Source organism: Mycobacterium paragordonae (assembly GCF_003614435.1).
Taxonomy (GTDB): domain Bacteria; phylum Actinomycetota; class Actinomycetes; order Mycobacteriales; family Mycobacteriaceae; genus Mycobacterium; species Mycobacterium paragordonae.
Map to the genome: position 1 here is coordinate 4,887,497 of NZ_CP025546.1, position 21,294 is coordinate 4,908,790.

The following is a 21,294-nucleotide window of genomic DNA, read 5'->3' on the forward strand; positions in this document are numbered from 1 at the left end:
CACGCTAGTCATGGCACCGGGGCCGAAGCGATCCGGCAGACCTGCAATTCGCCCCGCCGCACTCCAAGCACGAACTGAACACTGACGTCATTGTCGAAGTGAGTGCTCAAGGTCCATAGCGACTCGTGACGGCCGAGTGCCCCAGTGGAGACGACGTGCATCGGCTTGCCGAGCGGTTCCCTCCGCCGGACCGCATTGACCTCGGCGGTCACGGTGCCCTCGTTGTCCGGACAGGTCAGCGCCTCGAGGTTGGCCCGGTTTCGTGCGTTGCGTTCGCGCACCCATGCCCGCACCGTGCTGTCGGCAGCCTCGTAAGCCTGCGCTTCGCTCATCGAGTCGCCGACCGCCCTCGGCCGCAATGTCGGCCCGTCGTCCGGGTCTCGACCGACGACCGCGAACACCAACAGCGCGACCGAGGACGCAGCCGTGAAAACCCAGAACCACAACATCATTCGCGCCCGGCGCCGGGACCCACCCGGCTCAGCGCCGGCCATCGCACACCTTGAGCCTGCCGCCCTCGTCGGCGAAGGTCACCGTCTCGAAGAAGAACCCGCCGCGGGACTGCGCCTCCTCGACTTCGCGCTTCATCCGGTCGTCGATCGGCCGGATCCGCACCGCCACTTTCACCCAGACGGTCGCACCGTCGTCGCGGAACTGGGTCAACGCATCGGGGAAGATGAGGCCCTGATCCTGTCCGTAGTACGCGATGGTGTTGATCCAGTCGACGAGCGACTGCGTGGGATGAGCGCAGGCCAAATCCCGCATTCGTGCGGCGTCACCGTGGTCTTCGGCGGCATACCAGTCCTCGAGCACCGCGAACGCAGCCTTGGCGCGTGCCGGGGGTGGCACGGCGAGTACCCCCAGGCGAGGCGGCTCCGACCGCCGCCAACCGACAGCGAACACCACCGCGGCAGCGACCAGGCACGCCAGCGTGATGACCGCCAGCACGCGCTGCGGCCACCTGCTCGAAACAACAAGTGAGTCAACATCTTTTCGCATCGACAGGGTTCCGTCGACCCCGCAGTCGATCGACAGGCGCCGCCACGACGACCCACTGGACACCGCCTGACGGTGGTATTCGCTGAGCGCTTCGACCGCCTGGGGAGGCACCGGCAGCGGCACCGCCCCTCCATCCGCAACTGCCGTCACCTCCGACGACGCGGCGTCGAATGCAATATTCAGGCGCGTCCAGCCCGGCGGCGTTTCGCTGAGCACCAGGGCAACTGCCTGCTCTACCAGGCGTCTATCATCGACCGCTCCCCCACCAGCGGCGCCGACTTTCACGTCCCGAGCCTATCGAACAGCATTGGGGTCACCTCATTCTCACAGCGTTCGTCACGTCACAGAACGCACTCAATCCGCTCGTCGCGCTTGCGCTCGGCGCCGCGGCCTGGATCGGTGGCGTCGGGCAGTGGATCAAGAATCTCTAGCCGGGCGACGCGCGGTCAGGCCGGTGGGCGTAGCCACGTCATGACATTGCTGCCTTTGTCGATCTGCAGGAGTCCGGTTCCGACTTTCCAGATCTGCAGTTTGGCGTCGGCGGGGGTTTGCCACAGGACCTGACACGTGGCGGCGTCGGTGACCTCGAATTGTCCGGAGAGTTCCTCGGTCTCGGTCAGGATGTTCGCGCCGTCGGAGGCGACGTACGTGCCACCACCGGAAGGACCCGTGCCCTTGAGTTGCCAGCCTGTGCAGGTTGGCCCGGGTTGCCCGGTCATCAAATCGAATTGTTGCCAACGTTTTTGACTCGGCTCGCCGATGTTCACGTAGAGCTTGGTGCCGATGGTGCGCAGATCCGGGGCGACCTCCGGGGCGGCGAACTGGCTGAGTTGTCTGCCGTCGGCGGTGTAGACCTGAAAGGTGCCATCGGCTGCGATGATCGGCATGGCCGGGTTGTTCAGCAACTTCACGAACGACGTGCCGAATGGGCGATCACTGATGAGCGTGCCCTTGGTGTCGTAGAACCGCACGCCGGTGGCCCGGGTGCCGGGGTTCTGGTACGCGTAGGCGAAACCGCCGTTGTACACGACGGCCCGGCTTAGGGCGGCTCCCGCCGGAGGCGCGGGAGTCAGGTCGGTGCCGTCGATGACCGAGAACACCCGGTCGGAGTCATTGCCGCCGCCCGTCGAGACGGCGATCGGGGTCGCCGGTATATCGTCGGCCACCTCATTGTCGCCGGGCGACAGGAAGCCGGTTCCGGGAACGAACCACGTGCGTTCGGTGTGCGAACCCATGCCGTAGACACCTTTGCCCCGGACGGTCGAGACCAGGCGACTCTGCCCGACGCTGGTGCCGACCGGATGAGCCTCGGGTTGTCCCGCGTATGCGCTGTAAGCAACATCGGTGGGTCCGGTGAAGGTCAGCTTGCCGTGGTCCAGATCGATAACCCAAGCCGTCAGCGGCGGGTCAGCCTTCAGACACACGGCTGTCGTCGGCCCGTTGCCGAAACACGTCACCGCGAACTGGTAGTTCGGTAACTGCACGGGATTGAACAACCGGGTGCCGGTTCGGGTGTCGACGCCGTACACCCAGGCTGCCTGCGGCCGGCACCGACCCGAACAGTGCAGATCCACGAACTGGGACAGGAAGTACGCCTTGTCCCCCGCGCTGGCGAACAGATCGCCCAGCGGCGCATCGGCCGGCAACCCCAGTTCGGCGGCTTTGGACTGCCAGACCGTTGTCAGCGGACGGTTCAACGGGAACCCGATCAGCAGCTCTTTCGGGGTGCCGAGTGGCGGCGCAGACCGCCCGGCGGTTGCCTGCCCGCCGTGGCCCTCTCCTGTCCCGGGGCGCCACATCCACCACGCGACCGCAACAATCAGGACCGCCACAACGACAGCGGCGCCAACCCACCACCGACGGCGACGGCGCTGTGCCGCCGGACCGCTCGACCCGGATGAGTCGACCCAGCGATAGCCCCCCGGCGGTGCACCCGCACCCGACACCCGACACCTCCCGCCCCGGCAATGACGTCACGGCCAGGCTAACTACACCACGCCGCCACTCGGCAGCTACGCAGATTTGCCGATCAAATGCCGGCGGCGCTCGCTTCAGCTGAGATGAGGATTGGGGTGTCGAGCAACAAAGAAGTGGGTTGGTCTTTATCGCCGTGCTGCGGCAGTCGCGGGATTTATGAGACGCGGGCCCTACGGAATCGGAGCCGAATCTGCTTGGCACACCAGGAGTTCGCCGTTTCGAATCCGAAAGGTGAACATCTCGCCACCGCCGCCGGCGTGGAAGACGTCGAGTGTCCAGACCGGGCCGTCGCGGGTGAATCTCGCGACCGCGGACGGCTCGAACTTCTGAAACGGTTCACCATTTCGGACGAAGCCGATCTCGCGTGCCAACGCCCCATCGCGGGTTTCACTGCACGACAACGCTTCCAGGTTGGCCAGGTGACGGTCGTTGCGCTCTCGCATCCATACCCGTGCGGTGTTGGCGGCGACCGCGCGGGCCTCGTCATCGGACATCGATTCACTCGCAGCCATCGGTCGCAGGCTCGGCCCATCACCGTGGGCACGACCGAGGATGGCGACTAGCAACAGCGCTGACGACGCCACCGCTGCAACCGCCCAGATCACGATCCAGACCCGATCACGCCGGCGGTCCCGCGTCCCGTTTGCATTCCTCATCGCCCCGATCCGCCCGTCACCATGTCAGTGGCGGCGTGTCTGCGTCGCACACTTTCCATGCACCGCTTTCCTGCACGAGCGTGTACGAATCGAAGAAAAAACCGCCATGCTTCAGGTTCTCTTCGACTGCGTTCCGCTGCCGTTCGCTCAGTGGGTGCACACGCATCGCGACCATGGCCCAGACGTGCGCGCCCTCGTCGCGAAAGCCGGTGATCGCTTCCGGGTAGGTGACGCCGTCGCGGATTCCGCTCTGCTCAACGCCTTCGATCTCGTCCTCGACATTCTTGCCGGGGCGGACGCACGCCAGCGCGCGCATGGCCGCGCCGTCACCGCGATCCTCCGCGTCATACCAGCGCTTGAGCACCTCGAACACCTGCCCCTCACGAGGCGACGGCGGAGGCACCGCGATCATCGACGCTCGCGGCGGCGGAGACCACCGCCACCCCACGGCGAACAGCACCGCGGCAGCGGTCAGACACCCCAGCGTGATGCCCGCCAACACCCGTTGCGGCCAACGGCGCGAACCTGCCTGCCCGGGCGCATCTGTGCGCATCGAGAGCGTCCCGTCGGATGCGCAATCGATCCACAGCCGCCGCCACGCCGACCCCCTTGCCGAAGCCTGACGGTGGTATTCGTGCAGCGCCGCAACGGCTTCGGGTGGCACGGCCAAGTGCGTCGATTCGGCGTCCGCCGTCACCGTAGCCGTGACCGTGGACGACCCTGTGTCGAATTCCACCCGCAGGTGTTTCCATCCGGGCGGCGCCTCGCCCAGCATCCGCGTGACGGCATCCTCCACGAGTAGACGACCACCTGTGGCTCCCCCACCAGCGGCGCCGACGTTCACCTCCCGACCCTATCCAAGAGCGTGGCGGTAACCTCATTCTCACAGCGTCCGCCACGTCGCCGAACAGGAGACCGCCCATGACCGGACCCGACGACGAAGCCGAAGTCACCCGCGCCGACCGCTTCATCAAGACCGCGGTCGAGATCCTGGGTCAGACCGGGCGCACCGACTTCACCGTGCAGGAAGTCGTCGCCCGCTCGAAGACTTCGCTGCGCGCCTTCTACCAACACTTCTCCAGCAAGGACGAACTGCTGCTGGCGCTCTTCGAGCGGACGATGACGCAGGCGGCGCAGACCTGGCGTGCCGAGACCGCGGGACTGGACAGCACCGCGGCGCTCAAGCTGATCATCGACCGCGTCGGCGCCCAACCGGAGTCGTCGACGCAGGACAGCCTGAACCGCGCGCTGAGCCTGTACAACCAGAACCTCGCCGAAACCCGGCCGCGCGAATATGCGAGGGTCCTCTCGCCCCTGCACCGGCTGATGCGCGACATCATCGGCCAGGGCATCACCGAGGGTGTCTTCAACCCGGGCCTGGACGTCGGCGCCGCGGCCGCGATCGTCATGCAGACCATGGTCGGTGCGCTCCGATTGCATTGGCTCGGAACCGAATTGAACGGGACACCGATCGACTCCGGCCAACTGTACGACTTCTGCAGCCGCGCCCTCGGCATCCGCGAAACGGGCGACGAGACGCCGGACCCCACCCTGGCCGAACTCTTCGCCCAGATCGGCCTGCGCCCGGCCAGCTTTCATGACGACGGCTTCGCGATGACCATGCCGGTCAGCCCGCAGGTGGTGAACACCTCCGGCGCATTGCAGGGCGGCCTCATCGCGACCCTGGCCGACGTGGCGGGCGGTCAACTCGGTCTGCAATACCTCCAACCGGGCACCGCCATGACGACCTCCGACCTCGTCATCCGTTACCTGAGGCCGATCAGGCACGGCTCGGCCCTGGCCGTCCCCAAAGTCCTGCGGGCCGGCCGCCGGTCGCTGGTCATGCAGATCGACATCTACGGCGACAGCGACAGTGAGCTGGCGGCCACGGCAACGGTGAATTTCGCCATCGTCGGCCGCCCGGACCCGGACACCGGCTCCATCGACAGCTGACCGGCACGCCCGATTGCGGCACCCCTTGCGAAAAATGGTAACGTCATTACCACACAACGAGATCAAGACTTCTACAGGAGATCGCCATGCCGTCTCGCGAACTTCCCTTCCCCGTCTTCGACGCCGACAACCACATGTACGAGCCGCAGGAGGCGCTGACCAAGTTCCTGCCGGAGAACCGCAAGCGCGTCATCGACTACGTGCAGGTTCGCGGGCGCACCAAGATCGTGGTGCGCGGCCACATCAGCGAGTACATCCCCAACCCGACGTTCGAAGTGGTGGCCCGCCCGGGCGCTCAGGAGGACTACTTCCGCAACGGCGCGCAGGGCAAGAGCTACCGCGAGATCCTGGGCGAGCCGATGAAGGCCATTCCCGCCTTCCGCGAGCCGGGCGCCCGGCTGGAGGTCATGGACGAGCTGGGCATCGACTACGCCCTGATGTTCCCGACGCTGGCCAGCCTGGTCGAGGAGCGGATGAAGGACGACCCGGAGATGACCCACGACGTCATCCACGCGCTCAACCAGTGGATGTACGAGCAGTGGTCGTTCAACTACCAGGACCGCATCTTCGCCACCCCAGTGATCACCCTTCCAATCGTCGAGCGCGCGCTCGAGGAACTCGAATGGTGCCTGGAGCGGGGTGCCCGCACCGTGCTGGTGCGGCCGGCCCCGGTGCCCGGCTACAAGGGCAGCCGGTCCTTCGGACTCGAGGAGTTCGACCCGTTCTGGCAGGCCTGCATCAAAGCCGAGCTGCCAGTGTCGATGCACGCCTCGGACAGCGGTTACTCGGAATTCGCGAATGTGTGGGAGCCCGGTGACGAGTTCCTGCCGTTCAAGCCGACCGCATTCCGCAGCTTCGCGATGGGCCATCGGCCGATCCTGGACGCGATGGGTGCGCTGGTGTGCCACGGCGCCCTGTCCCGCAATCCGGAACTGCGGATCCTGTCGATCGAGAACGGCGCCGACTGGGTGCCGGACCTCTTCAAGGGCCTCAAAGGCGTCTACAAGAAGATGCCGCAGTCGTTCAGCGAAGACCCGATCGAAGCGTTCAAGCGCTGCGTCTACATCACCCCGTTCTGGGAGGACCGGTTCACCGAGATCGTAAAGATGGTCGGAACCGACCGGGTGTTGTTCGGCTCTGACTGGCCGCACCCCGAAGGCCTGAAAGACCCCATCTCCTTCGTCGACGAACTCACCGACTTCGACGAGGCCGACATCGCCAAGATTATGGGCGGCAACCTGATGAAGCTGATGAAAGTCTCGGCGCCGGCCAAAAAACCGGTCTCCGCCTGACTGCCCGCGGGTCGGTAGACAGCCGGGTCTATCGAGCTGCTACCGATCTCGCCATTCGCCCTAATCGGGCAACAGTTTCTGCTATACACAAGGCATCAGTTCGTCTTACGGGCGCGCAGTGGACATTCCATCGGGGGGATTTTTCCGCGCGGCCCTCATTGGGGGTGCACGATGAACCTGGGTCCATCCGACTCTTTCTCCATTCCGGTGCCGTTGAGCGACCGGTTGTCCCTGGAGCTGGGTGAACCGGACAGCACGCTGCGGGCCACCACGGTGCGCAGCGGCTCGGCCGTCGTCATCCGCGCCGGCGGCGAAGTCGACGCCGCCAACGAGCACACCTGGCGGGGACTGCTGCGCGAGGCGTCCGCAGTCGCCGTCCGGCCCGGCCCGCTGATCGTGGATGTCACGGGGCTCGATTTCATGGGCGCCTGCGCCTTCGCCGTGCTCGCCGACGAAGCCGAACGGAGCCGCCGCCGGGGCGTCACTCTGCGCCTGGTGAGCAGCAACCCCGGCGTCGCCCGCATCGTGGAAGCCTGCGCGTTCGGCCACGTGTTGCCCGTTCACCCGACGACGGAATCGGCGCTCGCCGCGGCGTAGCTTGAGCGGCCGGCGCGCGGCTCAATAATTTTGGTGCGTGGTGCATGTCCCGCACATTGCTAGTCTGGTTGTTGTTGCTTGACGCTGGCGTCAGCGCACCCGACTAGTTTGCTACATCGGTCCGCGGGAGGTACGGCCATATGTCGGCCGAAAAGGACTGGGATGACACGGTGGGCGCGGCTGACGACGTGCGGCGCATCTTCGAGAACATCCCGGCCATGGTGGTCGGCCTGGAGGGGCCAGACCACCGCTTCATCGCGGTCAACGCGGCCTTCCGCGCCTTCAACCCGTCGCTGAACACCGTGGGCAAGACGGCCAAAGAGGTCTATCCCGAGCTCGAAGGCCAACAGATCTACGACATGTTCGACCGCGTGTATCACACCGGCGAATCGCAGTCGGGTGCCGAGTGGCGCCTGCAGGTGGACCTACAGGGTTCCGGCCTGGAGGAGCGGTACTTCGACTTCCTCGTCACGCCCCGGCGCGGGCGGGATGGATCCGTTGAGGGCGTGCAACTGGTCTTCGACGACGTCACCGCCCGCGTGCAGGCGCGGCTGGCGGCGGAGGCGCGGGTCGAGGAGCTGTCGCAGCGGTACCGCAACGTGCGCGACTCGGCCATCCTGATGCAGCAGACGTTGCTGGCCCCATCCGTTCCGTTGGTTCCCGGCGCCGATATCGCCGCCGAGTACCTCGTCGCCGCCGAAGACACCGCGGCCGGCGGGGACTGGTTCGATGCCCTGCCCCTCGGCGACCGCCTGGTGGTCGTCGTCGGCGACGTCGTGGGCCACGGTGTCGAAGCCGCCGCGGTGATGTCGCAGCTGCGCACCGCGCTGCGCATGCAGATCACCGCCGGACGCCCGATCGCCGCAGCGCTAGAGGCGCTCGACGACTTCCACGAGCATGTGCCGGGATCGAAGTCGGCCACCATCTGCGTCGGCTCGCTGGACCTGGCGACCGGTGACTTCCAGTACTGCACCGCCGGGCACCCGCCTCCGCTGATCGTCGCTGCCGATGCCAGCGCGCGGTACGTGCAACCGTCGGGCGGTGGCCCGCTGGGCAGCGGCACCGGTTTTCCGGTGCGCACCGAGACCCTCGCCGTCGGCGACTCGGTGCTGCTGTACAGCGACGGCCTGATTGAGCGCCCGGGCCGCCCGCTGGTGGCCAGCACCGCTGAATTCGCCGACCTGGCGGGCAGTATCGCCGCCGGCACCCGCGGCTTCGTGCTCGATTCGCCTGCCCGGCCGATCGACCGGCTCTGTTCGGAAACGCTTGAATTGCTTTTGCGCTCAACAGGTTACACCGACGACGTGACACTGCTCGCGGTGCAGCGCCGGACACCGGTGCCGCCGCTGCACATCATGTCCGACGCCACGATCCACGCCGCCCGCAGCATCCGGGCCAAGTTGCGCGAATGGCTGTCCGAGATCGGCGCCGACGCCGCCGACATCTCGGATGTGGTGCACGCGATGTCCGAATTCGTGGAGAACGCGGTCGAACATGGTTACGGCACTGACGTTTCCGGCGGCCTCATCGTTGAAGCGTCCTTGGGTGGTGACGGCAGGCTGCGCGCGTCGGTGATCGACCGCGGGGAGTGGAAGGACCATCTGGAGGGCGAGAAAGGTCGCGGGCGCGGGCTGGCGATGGCCGAGGCGCTGGTGACCGAATCTCACGTCACACACAGCTTGGACGGCACGACCGCCACGCTCATCCACCGGCTCAGCCGGCCGGTGAATTTCGTCAGCGACCCGGTGGCCAGTCCGGTCAGGCGTCCGCGGGAGATCGACCGCGAGTTCGTCTCGCTGGTCGCCGATGGTGGCCGCATCGTGGTGCGCGGCGAGGTCGACTCGAACACCGCGTCCACCCTGGATCGCCAGATCGCGGTTGAAAGCCGCTCCGGCATAGCGTCTTTGACGATCGACCTGAGCGCGGTCACCCATCTCGGTTCAGCCGGCGTCAGTGCGCTGGCCGCGGCGCGCGAGCGGGCCCGCAAACAGGGCGGCGACTGCGTCCTGGTGGCACCACCGGGAAGCCCCGCCCACCACGTCTTGTCGCTGGTTCAGATCCCCGTCGTCAGCGGAGACTCCGAGGACATCCTCGTCGAGGACTGACCGGGCGACTAGCGCGTCTTGCCGTGCCGTACCTGATTGAACGGCACTCCACGGTCGGCGGCGTATTCCCGTGGGAAGTTCAGCACCCGCTCACCGATGACGTTGCGGGCCATCTCGGTGGTGCCCCCACCGATGGCGACCGACTGGCGGGACAGGTAGCGCAGCCCGGACTGCAACCCTTCGCCGACCTCCCCGACCACGCCGGCGGCTCCGGCGAGCGCGAGCGCGGTGTCCATTTCCAGCATCACCGTCTCGGCATGGAAGAGCCTGATCAGCGTCCCGCCGGCCGGCGGCAGCGAGCCGTCGCGGACACTGCGGTAGACGTGACTGATCAGTTGCTCGGCGACCGCGCGGTGCACCAGCGCGCGGCCGGCCATCTCCTGGGCACGCTCGTTGTCTTCCTGCCCGGTGCAGGACAGCAGATCGGCATAGTCCACCGGCGTGGTGTGCCCACCCTCGCTGCCCGAGCCGCTGGCGAACTCCGAGCCCTGTCCGACGGCGCGACGCTCGTGATAGAGCTGCCGTGACGCCACCGACCAGCCGTTGTTCACCTCACCGACCACCGCGTCGTCGCCGACGTCCACCCCGTCGAGAAACTCCTCGCAGAACTCGGCGCCGCCGCTCACCTGGGTGATGCGCCGCAGCGTGATGCCGGGGTGGTTGATCGGCACCAGGAACATGGTCAGCCCGTCGTGCTTGGGCACGTCCCAGTCGGTGCGGGCCAGGCACAGTCCGTAGTCGGCGGCGAAGGCACTGGTGCTCCAGGTCTTGGCGCCGTTGATGACCCAACGGTCTCCCTGCCGTTCGGCGCGGGTGATGACCCCGGCCAGATCCGAGCCGCCACTGGGTTCGGAGAGCAGCTGCACCAGGATCTCCTCGCCGCGCAGCGCGGCGCCGATGTGCTGCTTCTTCTGCTCCTCGCTGCCGGTGTCGAGCAGGGTGGCGCAGCAGATGGTGAAGGTAGGCACGTTGAGGATCAACGGCATCTCGTAGTTGAGGGATTCGACGTCGAACGCCTGCTGGTATTCGTAGTCCAACCCGAGGCCGCCGTACTCACGCGGGAAGCAGATGCCCGCGAATCCGCCTGCGTAGAGCCGCTTCTGCAATTCCCGTGCCCGCTGCCATGACTGCTCGGCATCGCGCGGCACGGCCGGCGGCGAGTCCGGGTCGATGCGGGGCATGTTCTCGGCCAGCCAGCTTTTCGCGCGGGCGGCGAATTCGGCGACGGTCTCGGTGGAACTCATTTCACACCCGCCCGGTAGACCTTGAGGTTGTGCTCTTCTGGCGTGCCGAACATGGAGCGGTACAACGTGATTCGCCGCAGATAGAGGTGCAGGTCGTGCTCCCAGGTGACGCCGATGCCGCCGTGCATCTGCACGCATCGCTGCACGATCTCACCGCCCACTTCACCGACATAGGACTTGGCGATACTCGCCGACAACCCGGCGTCCGGCGCCCGGGCCGCCACGTCGGCGACCGCCGCGGCCGTCGTCGCGCGGCACGCCTCCAGCCACAGTTTCATGTCGGCGAACCCGTGTTTGAGCGCCTGGTACGACGCCAGAGGCCGGCCGAAGCTGTGCCGGTCCAGAGCCCACTGCACGGTGAAGTCGAACACGGTCTGCAAGATGCCGACCGACTCCGCGCATTGCAGCACTTGTGCGATCTGGGCCTGCCGGTCGATCAGGGCGGGGGTCTCGGCGGTGGTGCCGACCACCGCTGACGCGACCGCGCCGTCGAATTCCACCCGCGCATAGTGCTTGACCAGGTCTACCGACTGCACCGGGGTGATCCGCACACCTGGCGCGTCCGCCGGGACCAGGAACTGGCGTACACCATCAGCACACCGCGCCACCACCAACAGCACCGCACTCTGCGCGCCGGCTTCCACCCGGTCCTTGACGCCGTCAATGCGGTACCCGGCCTCGACGGCGGTCGCGGTGACCGCCGGCTCGTGGGGAGCCCATCCCCGTCGTGGCTCGGACACGGCCCATGACGCCACTGTCTCGCCCGAGATCAGCGAATCGATCAACGCCGCGTGCGCGTCCCGTTCGGCGCAGTCCACCAAGGCGGCGAGCACGGTGCTGACCGGATACAGCGGTCCGGGGGCCACCGTTTTTCCCAGCAGTTCGGCGATCACGGCCAGGTCCGCGACCCCGTCCCCCGATACGCTGCCGCCGCCCAGTTCCTCGGGAACCAACAGGCCGGTCCAGCCGAGTTCGGCGGCTCGCCGCCACCACGCCGGATCCCACGAAGCGCCCGCGGCGTGCAGTTCCCGGACGTGACGCAGCGACGCTTCTTTGGACAGAAACGCTTGGCTGGTGGTGGTGAAGAGTATCTTTTCGGGAGAGTCGACAGCGGTCATGATGCCGACCGGACATTCCTCGGCATTCCTTCGCGGTCGCGAAGGAAGCTGGGGGAAATGATTGGGTGATTGATCATCCGCCTGATCGGTCCTCGTCGGAGTTCGCTGGCGACTCCGATGTTACCAATGGGCGATACCGTAAGAGATACCGGAGTTCAGTCGATAATGACGAGCGGTGGCCGTAATGGCTGAGAAAGACGACGACGCGGTGCCGTCGAAGGCCGACGTGCTGGCCCTGGCCGCGGAGGCCGAGGCGGAGGCCGCGGAGGCCGAAGCGCTGGCCGCCGCGGCGCGCGCCAAAGCCCGCGCCGCCCGGTTACGCCGTGAAGCACTCGCCGCGGCCGACGATGACGACGAGTACGAGTACGACGAGTCGGACGACTACGAAGACTACGACGAGGACGAGTCGGAGGAGTACGAGGACGACGCCGACGAATACGAAGAGTCCGAAGACTACGACGAGTCGGAGAACTACAGCGAGGTCGAACCCGAGGTAGCGGCGAAGCCGTCGCGGCGGGAACGCATGCGCGGGGCCGTGCGACTACCGGGTGCATCGATGATCGCCAAAGTGGTGGCGGTGCTGCTCATCCTGGGCTTCAGCGGCCTGAGCACCTACTTCATGTGGGAGCACCACGACGCCACCGAACGGGACCAGAAGGCAGCGGCTTTCATCGCCGGCGCCAAAAAAGGTGTGGTCAACATGACTTCGCTGGACTTCAAGAAGGCCAAGGAAGACGTTCAGCGGGTCATCGACAGCTCCACCGGTGAGTTCCGCGACGACTTCCAGCAGCGCGCAGCCGACTTCACCAAGGTGGTCGAACAGTCCAAGGTCGTCACCGAGGGAACGGTGAACGCGGCAGCGATCGAATCCATGGACGGGCGCACCGCGCAGGTACTGGTGTCGGCGACCTCCCGCGTCACCAACTCCGCCGGCGCCAAGGACGAGCCCCGCGCCTGGCGTCTGCGGGTGACCGTGACCGAAGAGGACGGACAGTACAAGATGTCGAAAGTTGAGTTCGTGCCGTGAGCGACGACAAGCGCGAAACGGACGCGACGAGTGACCCGGCCAACGACACCGAAACCGCGGTGATCGACACCGTCGGCGAGAAGCACGACGAAGAACTCGACAACTACTCCGACGACCACCCGGACAACTACGCCGACGATTACGCCGACGACTACACCCACGATGAAGCCGTCTCGGACGACTTCGAAGACGAGCGCGAAGACGAACCCGAAGGCGAAACCGAGGTTGCGGCCGTCGAGGAAACCCGGCCTGCCGAGCCCAAGCGCAACTGGCGGCGCGATATCTGGAGCCGCAAGATCACCGTCAAGCCCATCCCGGTGATCCTGATCGTGCTGGTGCTGATCTCCGGTGGCGTGACGGCGTGGCTGTACGCCCACTATCACCGGGCGGATCAGCGGACCAGTCCGAGCGTGGGTCGCGCGGCCGTCAATGCGGCCTCGGACGGGACGGTCGCGTTGCTGTCCTACTCTCCGGACACCCTCGACAAGGACTTCGCCGCCGCCCGCTCGCACCTGACCGGTGACTTCCTGTCCTACTACGACCAGTTCACCCAGCAGATCGTCGCACCCGCGGCCAAGCAGAAGTCGCTGAAAACCTCGGCGCACGTCATGCGCGCCGCGGTGCAGGAGTTACACCCCGACTCCGCGGTGGTGCTGGTGTTCGTGGACCAGAGCACCACCAGCAAGGACAACCCCGAACCGTCGATGGCGGCCAGCAGCGCGCTGGTCAACCTGGCCCTGGTGGACGGTAAGTGGCTGATCACCAAGTTCACACCGGTCTAGGCAGGCGCGGGTTCAGGCCGGCCCCTCCACGTCGCCGAGCGTGAACTGAGGGCGGGAAACAGCGCCGAAACTCGCCCTGTGTTTACGCTGGGTGCGCTGCGGTCAGACAGCGAATGCGCGCCGCAGCGTCTGGGCGTGCAGCGCCCGGTTCTCCTGCGAGACAACCCAATCGGGCACCACGGAGTCGAAGCCGTGGAACGTGGCGGCGATGACGTGCAGGCTGGCCGGGACGTAGGCGTGCAGCAACCGGTTGGCGTAGTCGATGGCCTCGTCGCGGCACGGGTCGACGTCGGAGCAGCTGACGAACGCCGGCGGGAGCCCTTCCAGGTTCGCGCGGTGCGCGGGTACCAGTTGCCCGGTGGCGTGCTCCAGGTAGTGCCCCCACGCCCGGCTGACCGCCGGACCGTTGAGCCCCGGCGTGCGCTGAAACTCCCGCCGCGAGGGCGTCGCGTCGGAGTCGAGCATGGGCTGGTGCAGGATCTGGACCGCGATCCGCGGCCCCTCCGCGTCGAACACGCGCTGGGCCACGCCGGCCACCAGCCCGCCGCCGGCGTCGCGGCCCATCACGGCCAGCCGACCGGCGTCGACATTCAGTTCGGACGCGTGCTCGACGGCGTACCACAGGGCCGCCTCGACATCGTCGAGCGCGGCCGGGCACGGGTTCTCGGGAGCGAGTCGGTAATCGACGGACACCAGCAGGCAGTCGGCGTCGCGCGCCAACTCCACGCAGTGCGCATGGTCGGTGTCCAGGTTGCCGGTGACGAAGGCGCCCCCGTGGGCGTAGATCAGCAACGGCACGCCCGTTCCGGTGGCACCCCGGTACAGCCGTAGCTTGAGTTCGCCGCCGTCCGGCCCGGGGATCGAGAGTGACTCAACGGTGACTCCGGTGGTGTCGACCGCGGCGGCCCGCTGCGCGGCGGCCCGGTCGGCACGGTCCCGCTCGGCGGCCAGCGTGTCGGAGCTGAACTCGACCATTTCCAGGGCCGAGGCGGCATCCCTGAGCTCAGGATCGATACGGCCCAGGCCCTGCGGCCGGGTGAGATTCGTTTGTGTCATGCCCTCTGATCTTCCGGCTCGACCTGGAACGGACTTGTACGGCTAATCGAGAACCGTACCGCCGCCCGCGCGCTCGCCGGGCAGGGCCTTGACGGTCGCGGGCAGACCGTAGAGAGCGGTCGCGTTGCCGCGCATGATCCGCTCCCGCTGCTCGCGCGGAAACCGGTTGATCGCATACGTCGGGGAGTCGTAGCTCCAGTGCGGGTAGTCCGTCGAGAACATCAGGTTGTCGCCCAGGTCCAGCATTTCCAGATACTCGCGGAACTGCACGGTGTCGGCGTCCTCGAGGGGCTGGGTGGTGAACCGCACGTGCTCGCGCACATACTCCGAAGGGCGCCGCCGCACGTGCGGCAGGTCGCCGCGGCGAGCCTCCCAGATCCGGTCCATGCGGGTCATCACCGGCATGGCCCAGGTGAAGCCGCCCTCGATGAACACCACCCGCAGATCGGGATGGCGGTCGAACGCACCGTCGAAGACCAGGCTCATCAGATGAGAGACGTAGAGCAGCGGCCAGGAGGCGAAGAAGTCGTGCCAGTGCGCTGGGTTGCCGACCGGATAGAGCGGAATCAGCTCGAACGGTGTCTGCCCCATCAGATGGGTGGCCACCGGCAGGCCGTTGCGCGCCGCCGCCGCGTACAGCGGGTCGAAATGCGGGTTGCCGAACGGTATTCCGCGGGTCTGCGGCGTCATCAGCACCTGGTGCATGTGGGGATGGCCGGCCCACCGTTCGACCTCGCGCGCCGCCTGTTCGGGCGTCTGCGCGCTGACACTGATCGATCCACGCCAGCGGCCGTGCCAGTTGTGCTTGTCCAGCCACACGTCGGCGAGCCAGTCGTTGTAGGTCGACTTCAGCACGTGCTCGGCCTGCGGCAACTGCGCGTCGCACATCGGTTCCAGCGAGGCGATGCTGACGCCGGCGTCGACCAGCAACTGCTTGGCGGCGTAGTCGGGGTCGCTGCCGGCGAATCCACCGTTCGGCGGGGCGGCGTCCAATCGCAACGACATCGTCTTGTACGAGTCCGGGGTGTCATAGAAGTGCGGCACCGGCGTCACCGCGTTCCCGGTCGGCCAGATCTTGTCCACCCACTCGGCCGGGGCGTAAGACTTGAGCACGTCGGCGGAGACGGGCAGTGGGTGCACGTCGGTGTCGACGACGGTGACCGCGACATCCTGCGCTGTGTTTATCTCGGGGTCCGACTCGGACCGTTCCACGATCGTCATAGCGTGCTTCCTTCACTCACCGTCAACCCGTACAGCTCACTTGCGTTGCGCCACAGCACTTTCTGTTGTTGCTCGGCACTCAGTCCCGCGGCCGTGCGCTCGGCCCCCGTCGTCGACCAGTGCGGGTAGCCCGACCCGTACATCACCAGATCGGCCTTGCCGGAGAAGTCCATCCATCGGGCCGCATGCACGGTCTCGGGCGGTCCGTCCAGCGCCGAGGAGCAGAACCGGACATGGCCCGGCAGGTATTCGCTCGGATAGCGGTCCACCCACGGGGTCTGGTCGCGCATCGACAGCCAGAAGGTGTCCAGCCGCCACATCAGCGGGGTCAGGATGTCGTAGCCGCCGTCGGCGAACACGAACTTCAGTCCCGGATGCCGTCCGAACACGCCCTCGACGATCAACGTGGCCAGGTGCACGAAGTAGTTGAGCGGCATGAAGGACGCATAGCCCGGATAGGTGTGCGCGTGCCCGGCGAACGTCGGTGGATGGTCGACGCCGTTGCCGCCGTTGATGTGTACCGCCACCGGCAGCCCGTGCGCGGCCGCGGCTTCCCAGATGGGTTCGAACATCGGCTTGCCGAACGGTTCGCGCGACTGCATCGGCACGCCGACCTGCACCAGCTTGGGATGGCCGGCCAGACGCTCGATCTCGGCGACCGCGCCCTTCGGGTCTTCGGGGTTGACCCTGATGGTGCCCCGGAAGCGGTCGCTGGTGTCGGGTTCGAGCCACCGGTCCAACAGCCAGTCGTTGACCGCACCGCAGATGCGGCTGTTCAACAGGTAGTCGGCGATATTGCCCCGGGTCAGCGGGTTCAGGATGGCGTAGCGAGCTCGCGAATCTGGCGGGCCCTCGTCGAACAGGTGCCGGCTGACGGTGTCCGGGTCTGATCCCGGATACCCGTCGCCGTAGAGGTCGGCCCGGTAATCGCCGCCCGGCGCCTGATACCACTGCTGTTCGACGTCGGGGATCGACCGCAGCTGGTGGGCGGCCGGGAGATACCGCCGGATCTCGGCGTTGTAGCGGAAATGCGGCTGCACATTCGTGTCGATAATCATGCGGTCACGAACACTTCCCCGTCGGTGACGTCCACCTGGTAAGTACGGACCCGCCGGGACGGGTCGGCCACATTACGCCCGGTGGTGATGTCGAATTCCCAATTGTGCCAGGGGCATCGGACGATCTGACCGTCACGCACTCGGCGCACCCCGTCGGGCCGGTCGGGCGCCGGTTCGTTGGTGCCACCCAGCAGGCCCAGGCACAGCGGCGCGCCCTCGTGCGAGCAGTAGTTCACGATCGCGTACAGCGAACCACGCACGTTGTACACGCCCACGCCGAATTTCCCGATGTCGACCAGTTTCATCGCCCCGGGCGGCAGTTCGTCGAGGGAGCACACGAATCGGCGTTGCGGCACCCGGATCACCGCCTTCCGCCCGGTCGGTCAACCAACCGTTGTCTAGGTTGCTATTTATACTATGATAGCGACATTCCACTGTCCTGCCCGCGTGCACGGGCAAACTCGGTTGCTCAGGGAGGAGCGCTGATGACGCTCAGCACCGATCAAGAGGGTGCGCCCGTCGCGCTCGACTTCACGGGTGAGAACAGTCCGTATCCGTTCTTCGAGCACATGCGCCACACCGACCCGGTGTGGCATGGAGGGCTCTCGGATCAGGAGCAGATGCCCGACGAACTCAAACCGAGCGACGAATGGACGTTGTTCGGCTACGACGACGTCTTCCAGGCTTTCCGGGACGACCGGACGTTCACCTCGGAGAAGTACGACAACACCATCGGGCTGGTGATGGGCCACACCATCCTGGCAATGGGCGGCAAGGAGCACCACGACCACCGCAACCTGGTGGCGAAGGCCTTCCGGGCCACCGCGCTCGAGCGGTGGGAGCCGTCGGTGATCGGACCGGTGTGCGACCAACTGATCGACGAGATCAAAGACCAGGGCGAGGCCGACCTGGTGAAGGCGGTGACCTTCGAGTTCCCCACCCGGATCATCTCCTCGCTGCTCGGATTGCCGCCCGAAGATCTCGACATGTTCCGCCGGCTGTCGCTGGACCTCATTTCCATCCCGACCGACATCATGGCCGGGCTGACCGCCGCGGCAGAACTACACGGCTACTTCCTGAACCAGGTCGAACAGCGTCGCCGCAAGCCCACCAACGACATCATCGGCGACCTGGTGGCCGCCGAGATCGACGGCGAGAAGTTGACCGACGAGGCCATCATCGCGTTCCTGCGCCTGCTGCTGCCGGCCGGCCTGGAAACCACCTATCGCTCGTCGGGAAACCTGCTGTACGCGTTGCTGACTCACCCCGAGCAGCTGGAGATGGTGTACCGGGACCGCTCCTTGATCCCGCTGGCGATGGAAGAGGGCCTGCGCTACGAAACCCCGCTCACCATGGTCATGCGCACCACCACGAAGGAAATCGAGTTCGGCGGCAAGACGATTCCGGCCGACGCACAGATCGACATGTGCATGGGCTCGGCCAACCGCGACGAGGCCCGCTGGACCGACCCGAACACCTTCGACATCCGCCGTCCGCGGCAGGCTCACATCGCATTCGCCGGCGGCATTCACATGTGCCTGGGTATGCACCTGGCCCGACTGGAGACGCGGGTGATGCTCAACAGCCTGTTCGACAGGGTCAAAGATCTCAGGTTCGTCCCCGACGACGGCACCGGCGTCGAATCCAAGATCGTCGGACTGGTGTTCCGCTCCCCCAACAAGCTTCCGGTCACCTTCAGCCCCTCGAACAGTCGAGCATGAAAAGCCGCGCGGCGATCCTGCACGGTATCGGCGGACCCTGGTCGGTCGAAGACTTCCAACTGGACGCGCCGCGGGCCGGCGAAGCGCTGATCGAAATGGCCGCGGCGGGCTTGTGCCACTCCGACGACCACATCCTCAAGGGCGACATGTCGGCGCCCAACGAAGTGATGAAAGCCCTGGGCTTGCCGACCATGTTCCCGATGATCGGCGGCCATGAGGGTTCGGGCATCGTGCGCGAAGTCGGCCCCGGCGTCACCGAATTCGAAGTCGGCGACCACGTGGTGCTGTCGTTCGTCGCGGTGTGCGGGCAGTGCCGCTGGTGCGCCAGCGGCATGGAGTACATCTGCGATCAGGGCATGGGCACCATGATCCCCGGCATGCCGACCGACGGCACCTTCCGTCATCACACCGCCGACGGCAAGCCGCTGGGCCACCTGGCCAAGGTCGGCGCATTCGCCAGACACACTGTGGCATCGGTAAATTCGCTGATCAAGATCGATCGTGAGCTACCGTTGGTGCCCAGCGCCCTGCTGTCCTGCGCGATTCCGACCGGGTATGGCTCGGCCGCCAACCGGGCCGGGGTGCGCGGCGGCGACACCGTCGTCGTCATCGGGGCCAGCGGCATCGGCACGGGCGCCATCCAGGGCGCCCGCATCAACGGCGCCGCGCAGATCATCGCCGTCGACCCGGTGGAGTTCAAACAGAAGTCGGCCCTGCAGTTCGGCGCCACCCACTCCGTCGCATCGGTGGCCGAGGCCACCGACCTGGTGCGCGGCCTCACTTACGGGGTGATGGCCGACTCGGTGGTGGTGTCGCCATCCCTGATCACCGCCGACGACGTGCGGGACGCGGTAGCCCTGACCCGCAAGGGCGGCACGTGCGTGCTCACCGGCATGACCTCGCAACTGACGCATTCGGTCAACATCAATCTGCAGGAGTTCATCCTGATGAACAAGACGTTGGCGGGCACCATCTTCGGGTCGTGCAACGGCAAGGCCGACATCTCCAGGCTGGCCCGGCTCTACCAGACCGGCCAACTGCAGCTCGACGAGATGATCACCAGACGCTACCGTCTCGATGACATCAATCAGGCCTATGCCGACCTGTTGAACGGTGAAATCGTCAGGGGCGTCATCGATTACGGGCTCTCGTAAGCCCCGCCGCCCCGCTGGCCGACCCCCTGGCCGCCGACTGCGAATCCGGCGACGCGACACGCCGTTGCCGCGTCGTGAGGATCACTCTCGGCGCTAAGCCTCGGCGGCCTGCTGCTTCGCCTTATGCAATTCCTGCAGCTTCTTCAGCCTCATCAGCTTCTCGACCTGGCCGTAGGCGTCGATCGGGCTGTGCAGCGACAGCCCGCCGTCCGCGTGCAGCACTTGGCCTGTTACCCAAGACATCTCGAGGACACCGACAATGGCCTGCGCCACGTCACCCGGCTCGCCCAGCCGGCGCAGCGCGGTCCGCTTGGACATACCCTCGACCCAGGCGGGCCATTTCTCGGCGTCGGGCAGCATCGGGGTCCGGGTGACGCCGGGCCCGACGGCGTTGACACGGATGCCGTGCACCCCCCACTCCACCGCCGCGACCTTCACCAGCATGTCCAGGCCGGCCTTGGACACGCAGTAGGCACCCATATCCCGGTCCGCGACCGTGCCGCTGATGCTGGAGACCACGACGATCGAGCCCTCCACTTCGGCGTCGACCATGGCCCGGGCGGCGGCCCGGATCGTGTGAAACGTCCCGGTCAGATTCACGGCCAGCACCCGCTGCCATTCGGCCGCATCGATGGCCAGCAGCAGACCCGAGGAGCCGATACCAGCGGATGCCACCACCCGGGTCGGCACCCCGTGCTCGCGGACGGTCTGCTCCATCGCCGCCGTCACGGAGTCGAGATCGCTGATGTCACAGTCGATGTCGCCATTCGCGACGTCCCACACGACGACGTCGTGGCCGGCCTCGCGCAACATGGCGGCGGCTTCGCGCCCGATGCCGGATCCGCCGCCGGTCACCACTGCCACCGACGCGCCAGTGGCGCTCATGCCGCGGGTCCGATCAACTCGACCAGCACACCGTCCGGCGCGGTGATCACCGCCATCGGAACGGTCTTGCCCTTGGGGGCGGGCATGGTGATCTGGCGGACGCCGTCGGTGAAACCCAGGTCGGCCAGCGTGGACAGGGTGGCGGCCACCTCGCGCTGCAACGAGAGGAGGAAGAAGCCGTGCCGGGGACCGGAGTACTCGCGCGGCTCCTCGTCCGCGCCGGACAGCTCCACCAACTCGACGATGCCGCCGTCGGGTGCCTGCGGATCCCCCAGGAAGATCGATCTCAGTTGATCCGTCTTGGCCCCGAACAGTTCCGGCCAGTCACCGGTGAAGGTGTGGTCGAACAACTCCGTCAGCCCAAGGCCGTCCCGCCAGAAGCGCAGCGAGCGTCCGACATCGGCGGTACAGATGGCGGCGTGATGAACACCCAGCACGAATTCCCCTTC

21 protein-coding genes are annotated in these 21,294 nt (G+C 66.7%); 8 read left to right on the plus strand and 13 right to left on the minus strand.

The window, feature by feature from the left end; all coding sequences use genetic code 11:
* Positions 1–8: 8 nt before the first annotated feature.
* From C0J29_RS21885 to C0J29_RS21905, 5 genes are all read right to left on the minus strand, one after another.
* Complete coding sequence (locus C0J29_RS21885) at positions 9–494, minus strand: hypothetical protein (RefSeq protein ID WP_120793551.1); 486 nt, start codon at positions 492–494, stop codon at positions 9–11.
* The gene (locus C0J29_RS21890; RefSeq protein WP_133435900.1) at positions 481–1,284 is read right to left on the minus strand and encodes a hypothetical protein; all 804 of its coding nucleotides are present in this window, start codon (positions 1,282–1,284) and stop codon (positions 481–483) included. Before C0J29_RS21890 ends, C0J29_RS21885 begins: the two co-directional genes overlap by 14 nt.
* Positions 1,285–1,445: 161 nt before the next feature.
* Positions 1,446–2,831, minus strand: a complete 1,386-nt coding sequence (locus C0J29_RS21895) for a hypothetical protein (RefSeq protein ID WP_120793553.1) — start codon at positions 2,829–2,831, stop codon at positions 1,446–1,448.
* 315 nt (positions 2,832–3,146) lie between these two features.
* On the minus strand, positions 3,147–3,488 hold the full coding sequence (locus tag C0J29_RS21900) for a hypothetical protein (protein ID WP_162951528.1): 342 nt from the start codon (positions 3,486–3,488) through the stop codon (positions 3,147–3,149).
* Between the two features lie 160 nt (positions 3,489–3,648).
* Positions 3,649–4,476, minus strand: a complete 828-nt coding sequence (locus tag C0J29_RS21905) for a hypothetical protein (RefSeq protein ID WP_162951529.1) — start codon at positions 4,474–4,476, stop codon at positions 3,649–3,651.
* 77 nt (positions 4,477–4,553) lie between these two features.
* Here C0J29_RS21905 and C0J29_RS21910 point away from each other — a divergent pair, with 77 nt between their 5' ends.
* From C0J29_RS21910 to C0J29_RS21925, 4 genes are all read left to right on the plus strand, one after another.
* On the plus strand, positions 4,554–5,585 hold the full coding sequence (locus C0J29_RS21910) for a hotdog fold thioesterase (protein ID WP_120793556.1): 1,032 nt from the start codon (positions 4,554–4,556) through the stop codon (positions 5,583–5,585).
* A gap of 86 nt (positions 5,586–5,671) precedes the next feature.
* Positions 5,672–6,877: an amidohydrolase family protein gene (locus C0J29_RS21915; protein WP_065043918.1), complete on the plus strand. Its 1,206-nt coding sequence runs from the start codon at positions 5,672–5,674 to the stop codon at positions 6,875–6,877.
* A 171-nt stretch (positions 6,878–7,048) separates the two neighbouring features.
* Positions 7,049–7,474 (plus strand): anti-sigma factor antagonist, encoded by a 426-nt coding sequence (locus C0J29_RS21920; protein WP_065163551.1) that lies wholly within the window; start codon positions 7,049–7,051, stop codon positions 7,472–7,474.
* A 140-nt stretch (positions 7,475–7,614) separates the two neighbouring features.
* Complete coding sequence (locus tag C0J29_RS21925; RefSeq protein ID WP_065163552.1) at positions 7,615–9,579, plus strand: SpoIIE family protein phosphatase; 1,965 nt, start codon at positions 7,615–7,617, stop codon at positions 9,577–9,579.
* Between the two features lie 8 nt (positions 9,580–9,587).
* Here C0J29_RS21925 and C0J29_RS21930 read toward each other — a convergent pair whose 3' ends face one another.
* Together C0J29_RS21930 and C0J29_RS21935 are read right to left on the minus strand one after the other, a co-directional pair.
* Positions 9,588–10,823, minus strand: coding sequence for an acyl-CoA dehydrogenase family protein (locus C0J29_RS21930; RefSeq protein ID WP_120793557.1), 1,236 nt, complete (start codon positions 10,821–10,823; stop codon positions 9,588–9,590).
* Entirely contained in the window at positions 10,820–11,941 is a 1,122-nt protein-coding gene (locus C0J29_RS21935) for an acyl-CoA dehydrogenase family protein (protein WP_120793558.1), read from the minus strand. The genes C0J29_RS21930 and C0J29_RS21935 overlap by 4 nt, the downstream gene beginning before the upstream one ends.
* A 175-nt stretch (positions 11,942–12,116) precedes the next feature.
* Between C0J29_RS21935 and C0J29_RS21940 the strand changes: the two genes are divergently transcribed.
* Positions 12,117–12,968 carry a hypothetical protein gene (locus tag C0J29_RS21940; protein WP_370530821.1) on the plus strand — a complete coding sequence of 284 codons (852 nt, stop codon included), beginning with the start codon at positions 12,117–12,119 and terminating at the stop codon, positions 12,966–12,968.
* 59 nt (positions 12,969–13,027) lie between these two features.
* On the plus strand, positions 13,028–13,750 hold the full coding sequence (locus C0J29_RS34685) for a hypothetical protein (RefSeq protein ID WP_371872497.1): 723 nt from the start codon (positions 13,028–13,030) through the stop codon (positions 13,748–13,750).
* A 102-nt stretch (positions 13,751–13,852) separates the two neighbouring features.
* On the opposite strand, the gene C0J29_RS21950 is transcribed toward C0J29_RS34685, so the two are convergent.
* Genes C0J29_RS21950 through C0J29_RS21965 form a run of 4 tightly spaced genes read right to left on the minus strand, consistent with a single transcriptional unit; the run spans position 13,853 to position 17,441 of the window.
* Positions 13,853–14,806, minus strand: coding sequence for an alpha/beta hydrolase (locus C0J29_RS21950; protein WP_065043912.1), 954 nt, complete (start codon positions 14,804–14,806; stop codon positions 13,853–13,855).
* 42 nt (positions 14,807–14,848) lie between these two features.
* On the minus strand, positions 14,849–16,027 hold the full coding sequence (locus C0J29_RS21955; RefSeq protein ID WP_120793559.1) for an amidohydrolase family protein: 1,179 nt from the start codon (positions 16,025–16,027) through the stop codon (positions 14,849–14,851).
* Positions 16,024–17,085, minus strand: a complete 1,062-nt coding sequence (locus C0J29_RS21960; RefSeq protein ID WP_065043910.1) for an amidohydrolase family protein — start codon at positions 17,083–17,085, stop codon at positions 16,024–16,026. Before C0J29_RS21960 ends, C0J29_RS21955 begins: the two co-directional genes overlap by 4 nt.
* Complete coding sequence (locus C0J29_RS21965) at positions 17,082–17,441, minus strand: Rieske (2Fe-2S) protein (protein ID WP_082977877.1); 360 nt, start codon at positions 17,439–17,441, stop codon at positions 17,082–17,084. Before C0J29_RS21965 ends, C0J29_RS21960 begins: the two co-directional genes overlap by 4 nt.
* A 129-nt stretch (positions 17,442–17,570) precedes the next feature.
* On the opposite strand from C0J29_RS21965, the gene C0J29_RS21970 reads away from it, so the two are divergent.
* On the plus strand, positions 17,571–18,806 hold the full coding sequence (locus C0J29_RS21970) for a cytochrome P450 (RefSeq protein WP_120793560.1): 1,236 nt from the start codon (positions 17,571–17,573) through the stop codon (positions 18,804–18,806).
* Positions 18,803–19,960, plus strand: a complete 1,158-nt coding sequence (locus tag C0J29_RS21975) for a Zn-dependent alcohol dehydrogenase (RefSeq protein ID WP_120793561.1) — start codon at positions 18,803–18,805, stop codon at positions 19,958–19,960. Before C0J29_RS21970 ends, C0J29_RS21975 begins: the two co-directional genes overlap by 4 nt.
* Positions 19,961–20,053: 93 nt before the next feature.
* Here the strand turns inward: C0J29_RS21975 and C0J29_RS21980 are convergent, their stop codons facing one another.
* On the minus strand, positions 20,054–20,845 hold the full coding sequence (locus tag C0J29_RS21980) for an SDR family NAD(P)-dependent oxidoreductase (protein ID WP_120793562.1): 792 nt from the start codon (positions 20,843–20,845) through the stop codon (positions 20,054–20,056).
* Positions 20,842–21,282: a VOC family protein gene (locus C0J29_RS21985; RefSeq protein WP_065043905.1), complete on the minus strand. Its 441-nt coding sequence runs from the start codon at positions 21,280–21,282 to the stop codon at positions 20,842–20,844. Before C0J29_RS21985 ends, C0J29_RS21980 begins: the two co-directional genes overlap by 4 nt.
* Positions 21,283–21,294: the final 12 nt, after the last annotated feature.

What these genes read in the sequence shown, in the direction of transcription:
- C0J29_RS21920 (WP_065163551.1), top strand. Translation starts at nt 7,049, where the DNA reads ATGAACCTGGGTCCATCCGACTCTTTCTCCATTCCGGTGCCGTTGAGC.
- C0J29_RS21970 (WP_120793560.1), top strand. Translation starts at nt 17,571, where the DNA reads ATGACGCTCAGCACCGATCAAGAGGGTGCGCCCGTCGCGCTCGACTTC.
- C0J29_RS21960 (WP_065043910.1), bottom strand. Translation starts at nt 17,085, where the DNA reads ATGATTATCGACACGAATGTGCAGCCGCATTTCCGCTACAACGCCGAG.
- C0J29_RS21910 (WP_120793556.1), top strand. Translation starts at nt 4,554, where the DNA reads ATGACCGGACCCGACGACGAAGCCGAAGTCACCCGCGCCGACCGCTTC.
- C0J29_RS21935 (WP_120793558.1), bottom strand. Translation starts at nt 11,941, where the DNA reads ATGACCGCTGTCGACTCTCCCGAAAAGATACTCTTCACCACCACCAGC.
- C0J29_RS21975 (WP_120793561.1), top strand. Translation starts at nt 18,803, where the DNA reads ATGAAAAGCCGCGCGGCGATCCTGCACGGTATCGGCGGACCCTGGTCG.
- C0J29_RS21950 (WP_065043912.1), bottom strand. Translation starts at nt 14,806, where the DNA reads ATGACACAAACGAATCTCACCCGGCCGCAGGGCCTGGGCCGTATCGAT.
- C0J29_RS21900 (WP_162951528.1), bottom strand. Translation starts at nt 3,488, where the DNA reads ATGGCTGCGAGTGAATCGATGTCCGATGACGAGGCCCGCGCGGTCGCC.
- C0J29_RS21885 (WP_120793551.1), bottom strand. Translation starts at nt 494, where the DNA reads ATGGCCGGCGCTGAGCCGGGTGGGTCCCGGCGCCGGGCGCGAATGATG.
- C0J29_RS21925 (WP_065163552.1), top strand. Translation starts at nt 7,615, where the DNA reads ATGTCGGCCGAAAAGGACTGGGATGACACGGTGGGCGCGGCTGACGAC.
- C0J29_RS21980 (WP_120793562.1), bottom strand. Translation starts at nt 20,845, where the DNA reads ATGAGCGCCACTGGCGCGTCGGTGGCAGTGGTGACCGGCGGCGGATCC.
- C0J29_RS21955 (WP_120793559.1), bottom strand. Translation starts at nt 16,027, where the DNA reads ATGACGATCGTGGAACGGTCCGAGTCGGACCCCGAGATAAACACAGCG.
- C0J29_RS21930 (WP_120793557.1), bottom strand. Translation starts at nt 10,823, where the DNA reads ATGAGTTCCACCGAGACCGTCGCCGAATTCGCCGCCCGCGCGAAAAGC.
- C0J29_RS21915 (WP_065043918.1), top strand. Translation starts at nt 5,672, where the DNA reads ATGCCGTCTCGCGAACTTCCCTTCCCCGTCTTCGACGCCGACAACCAC.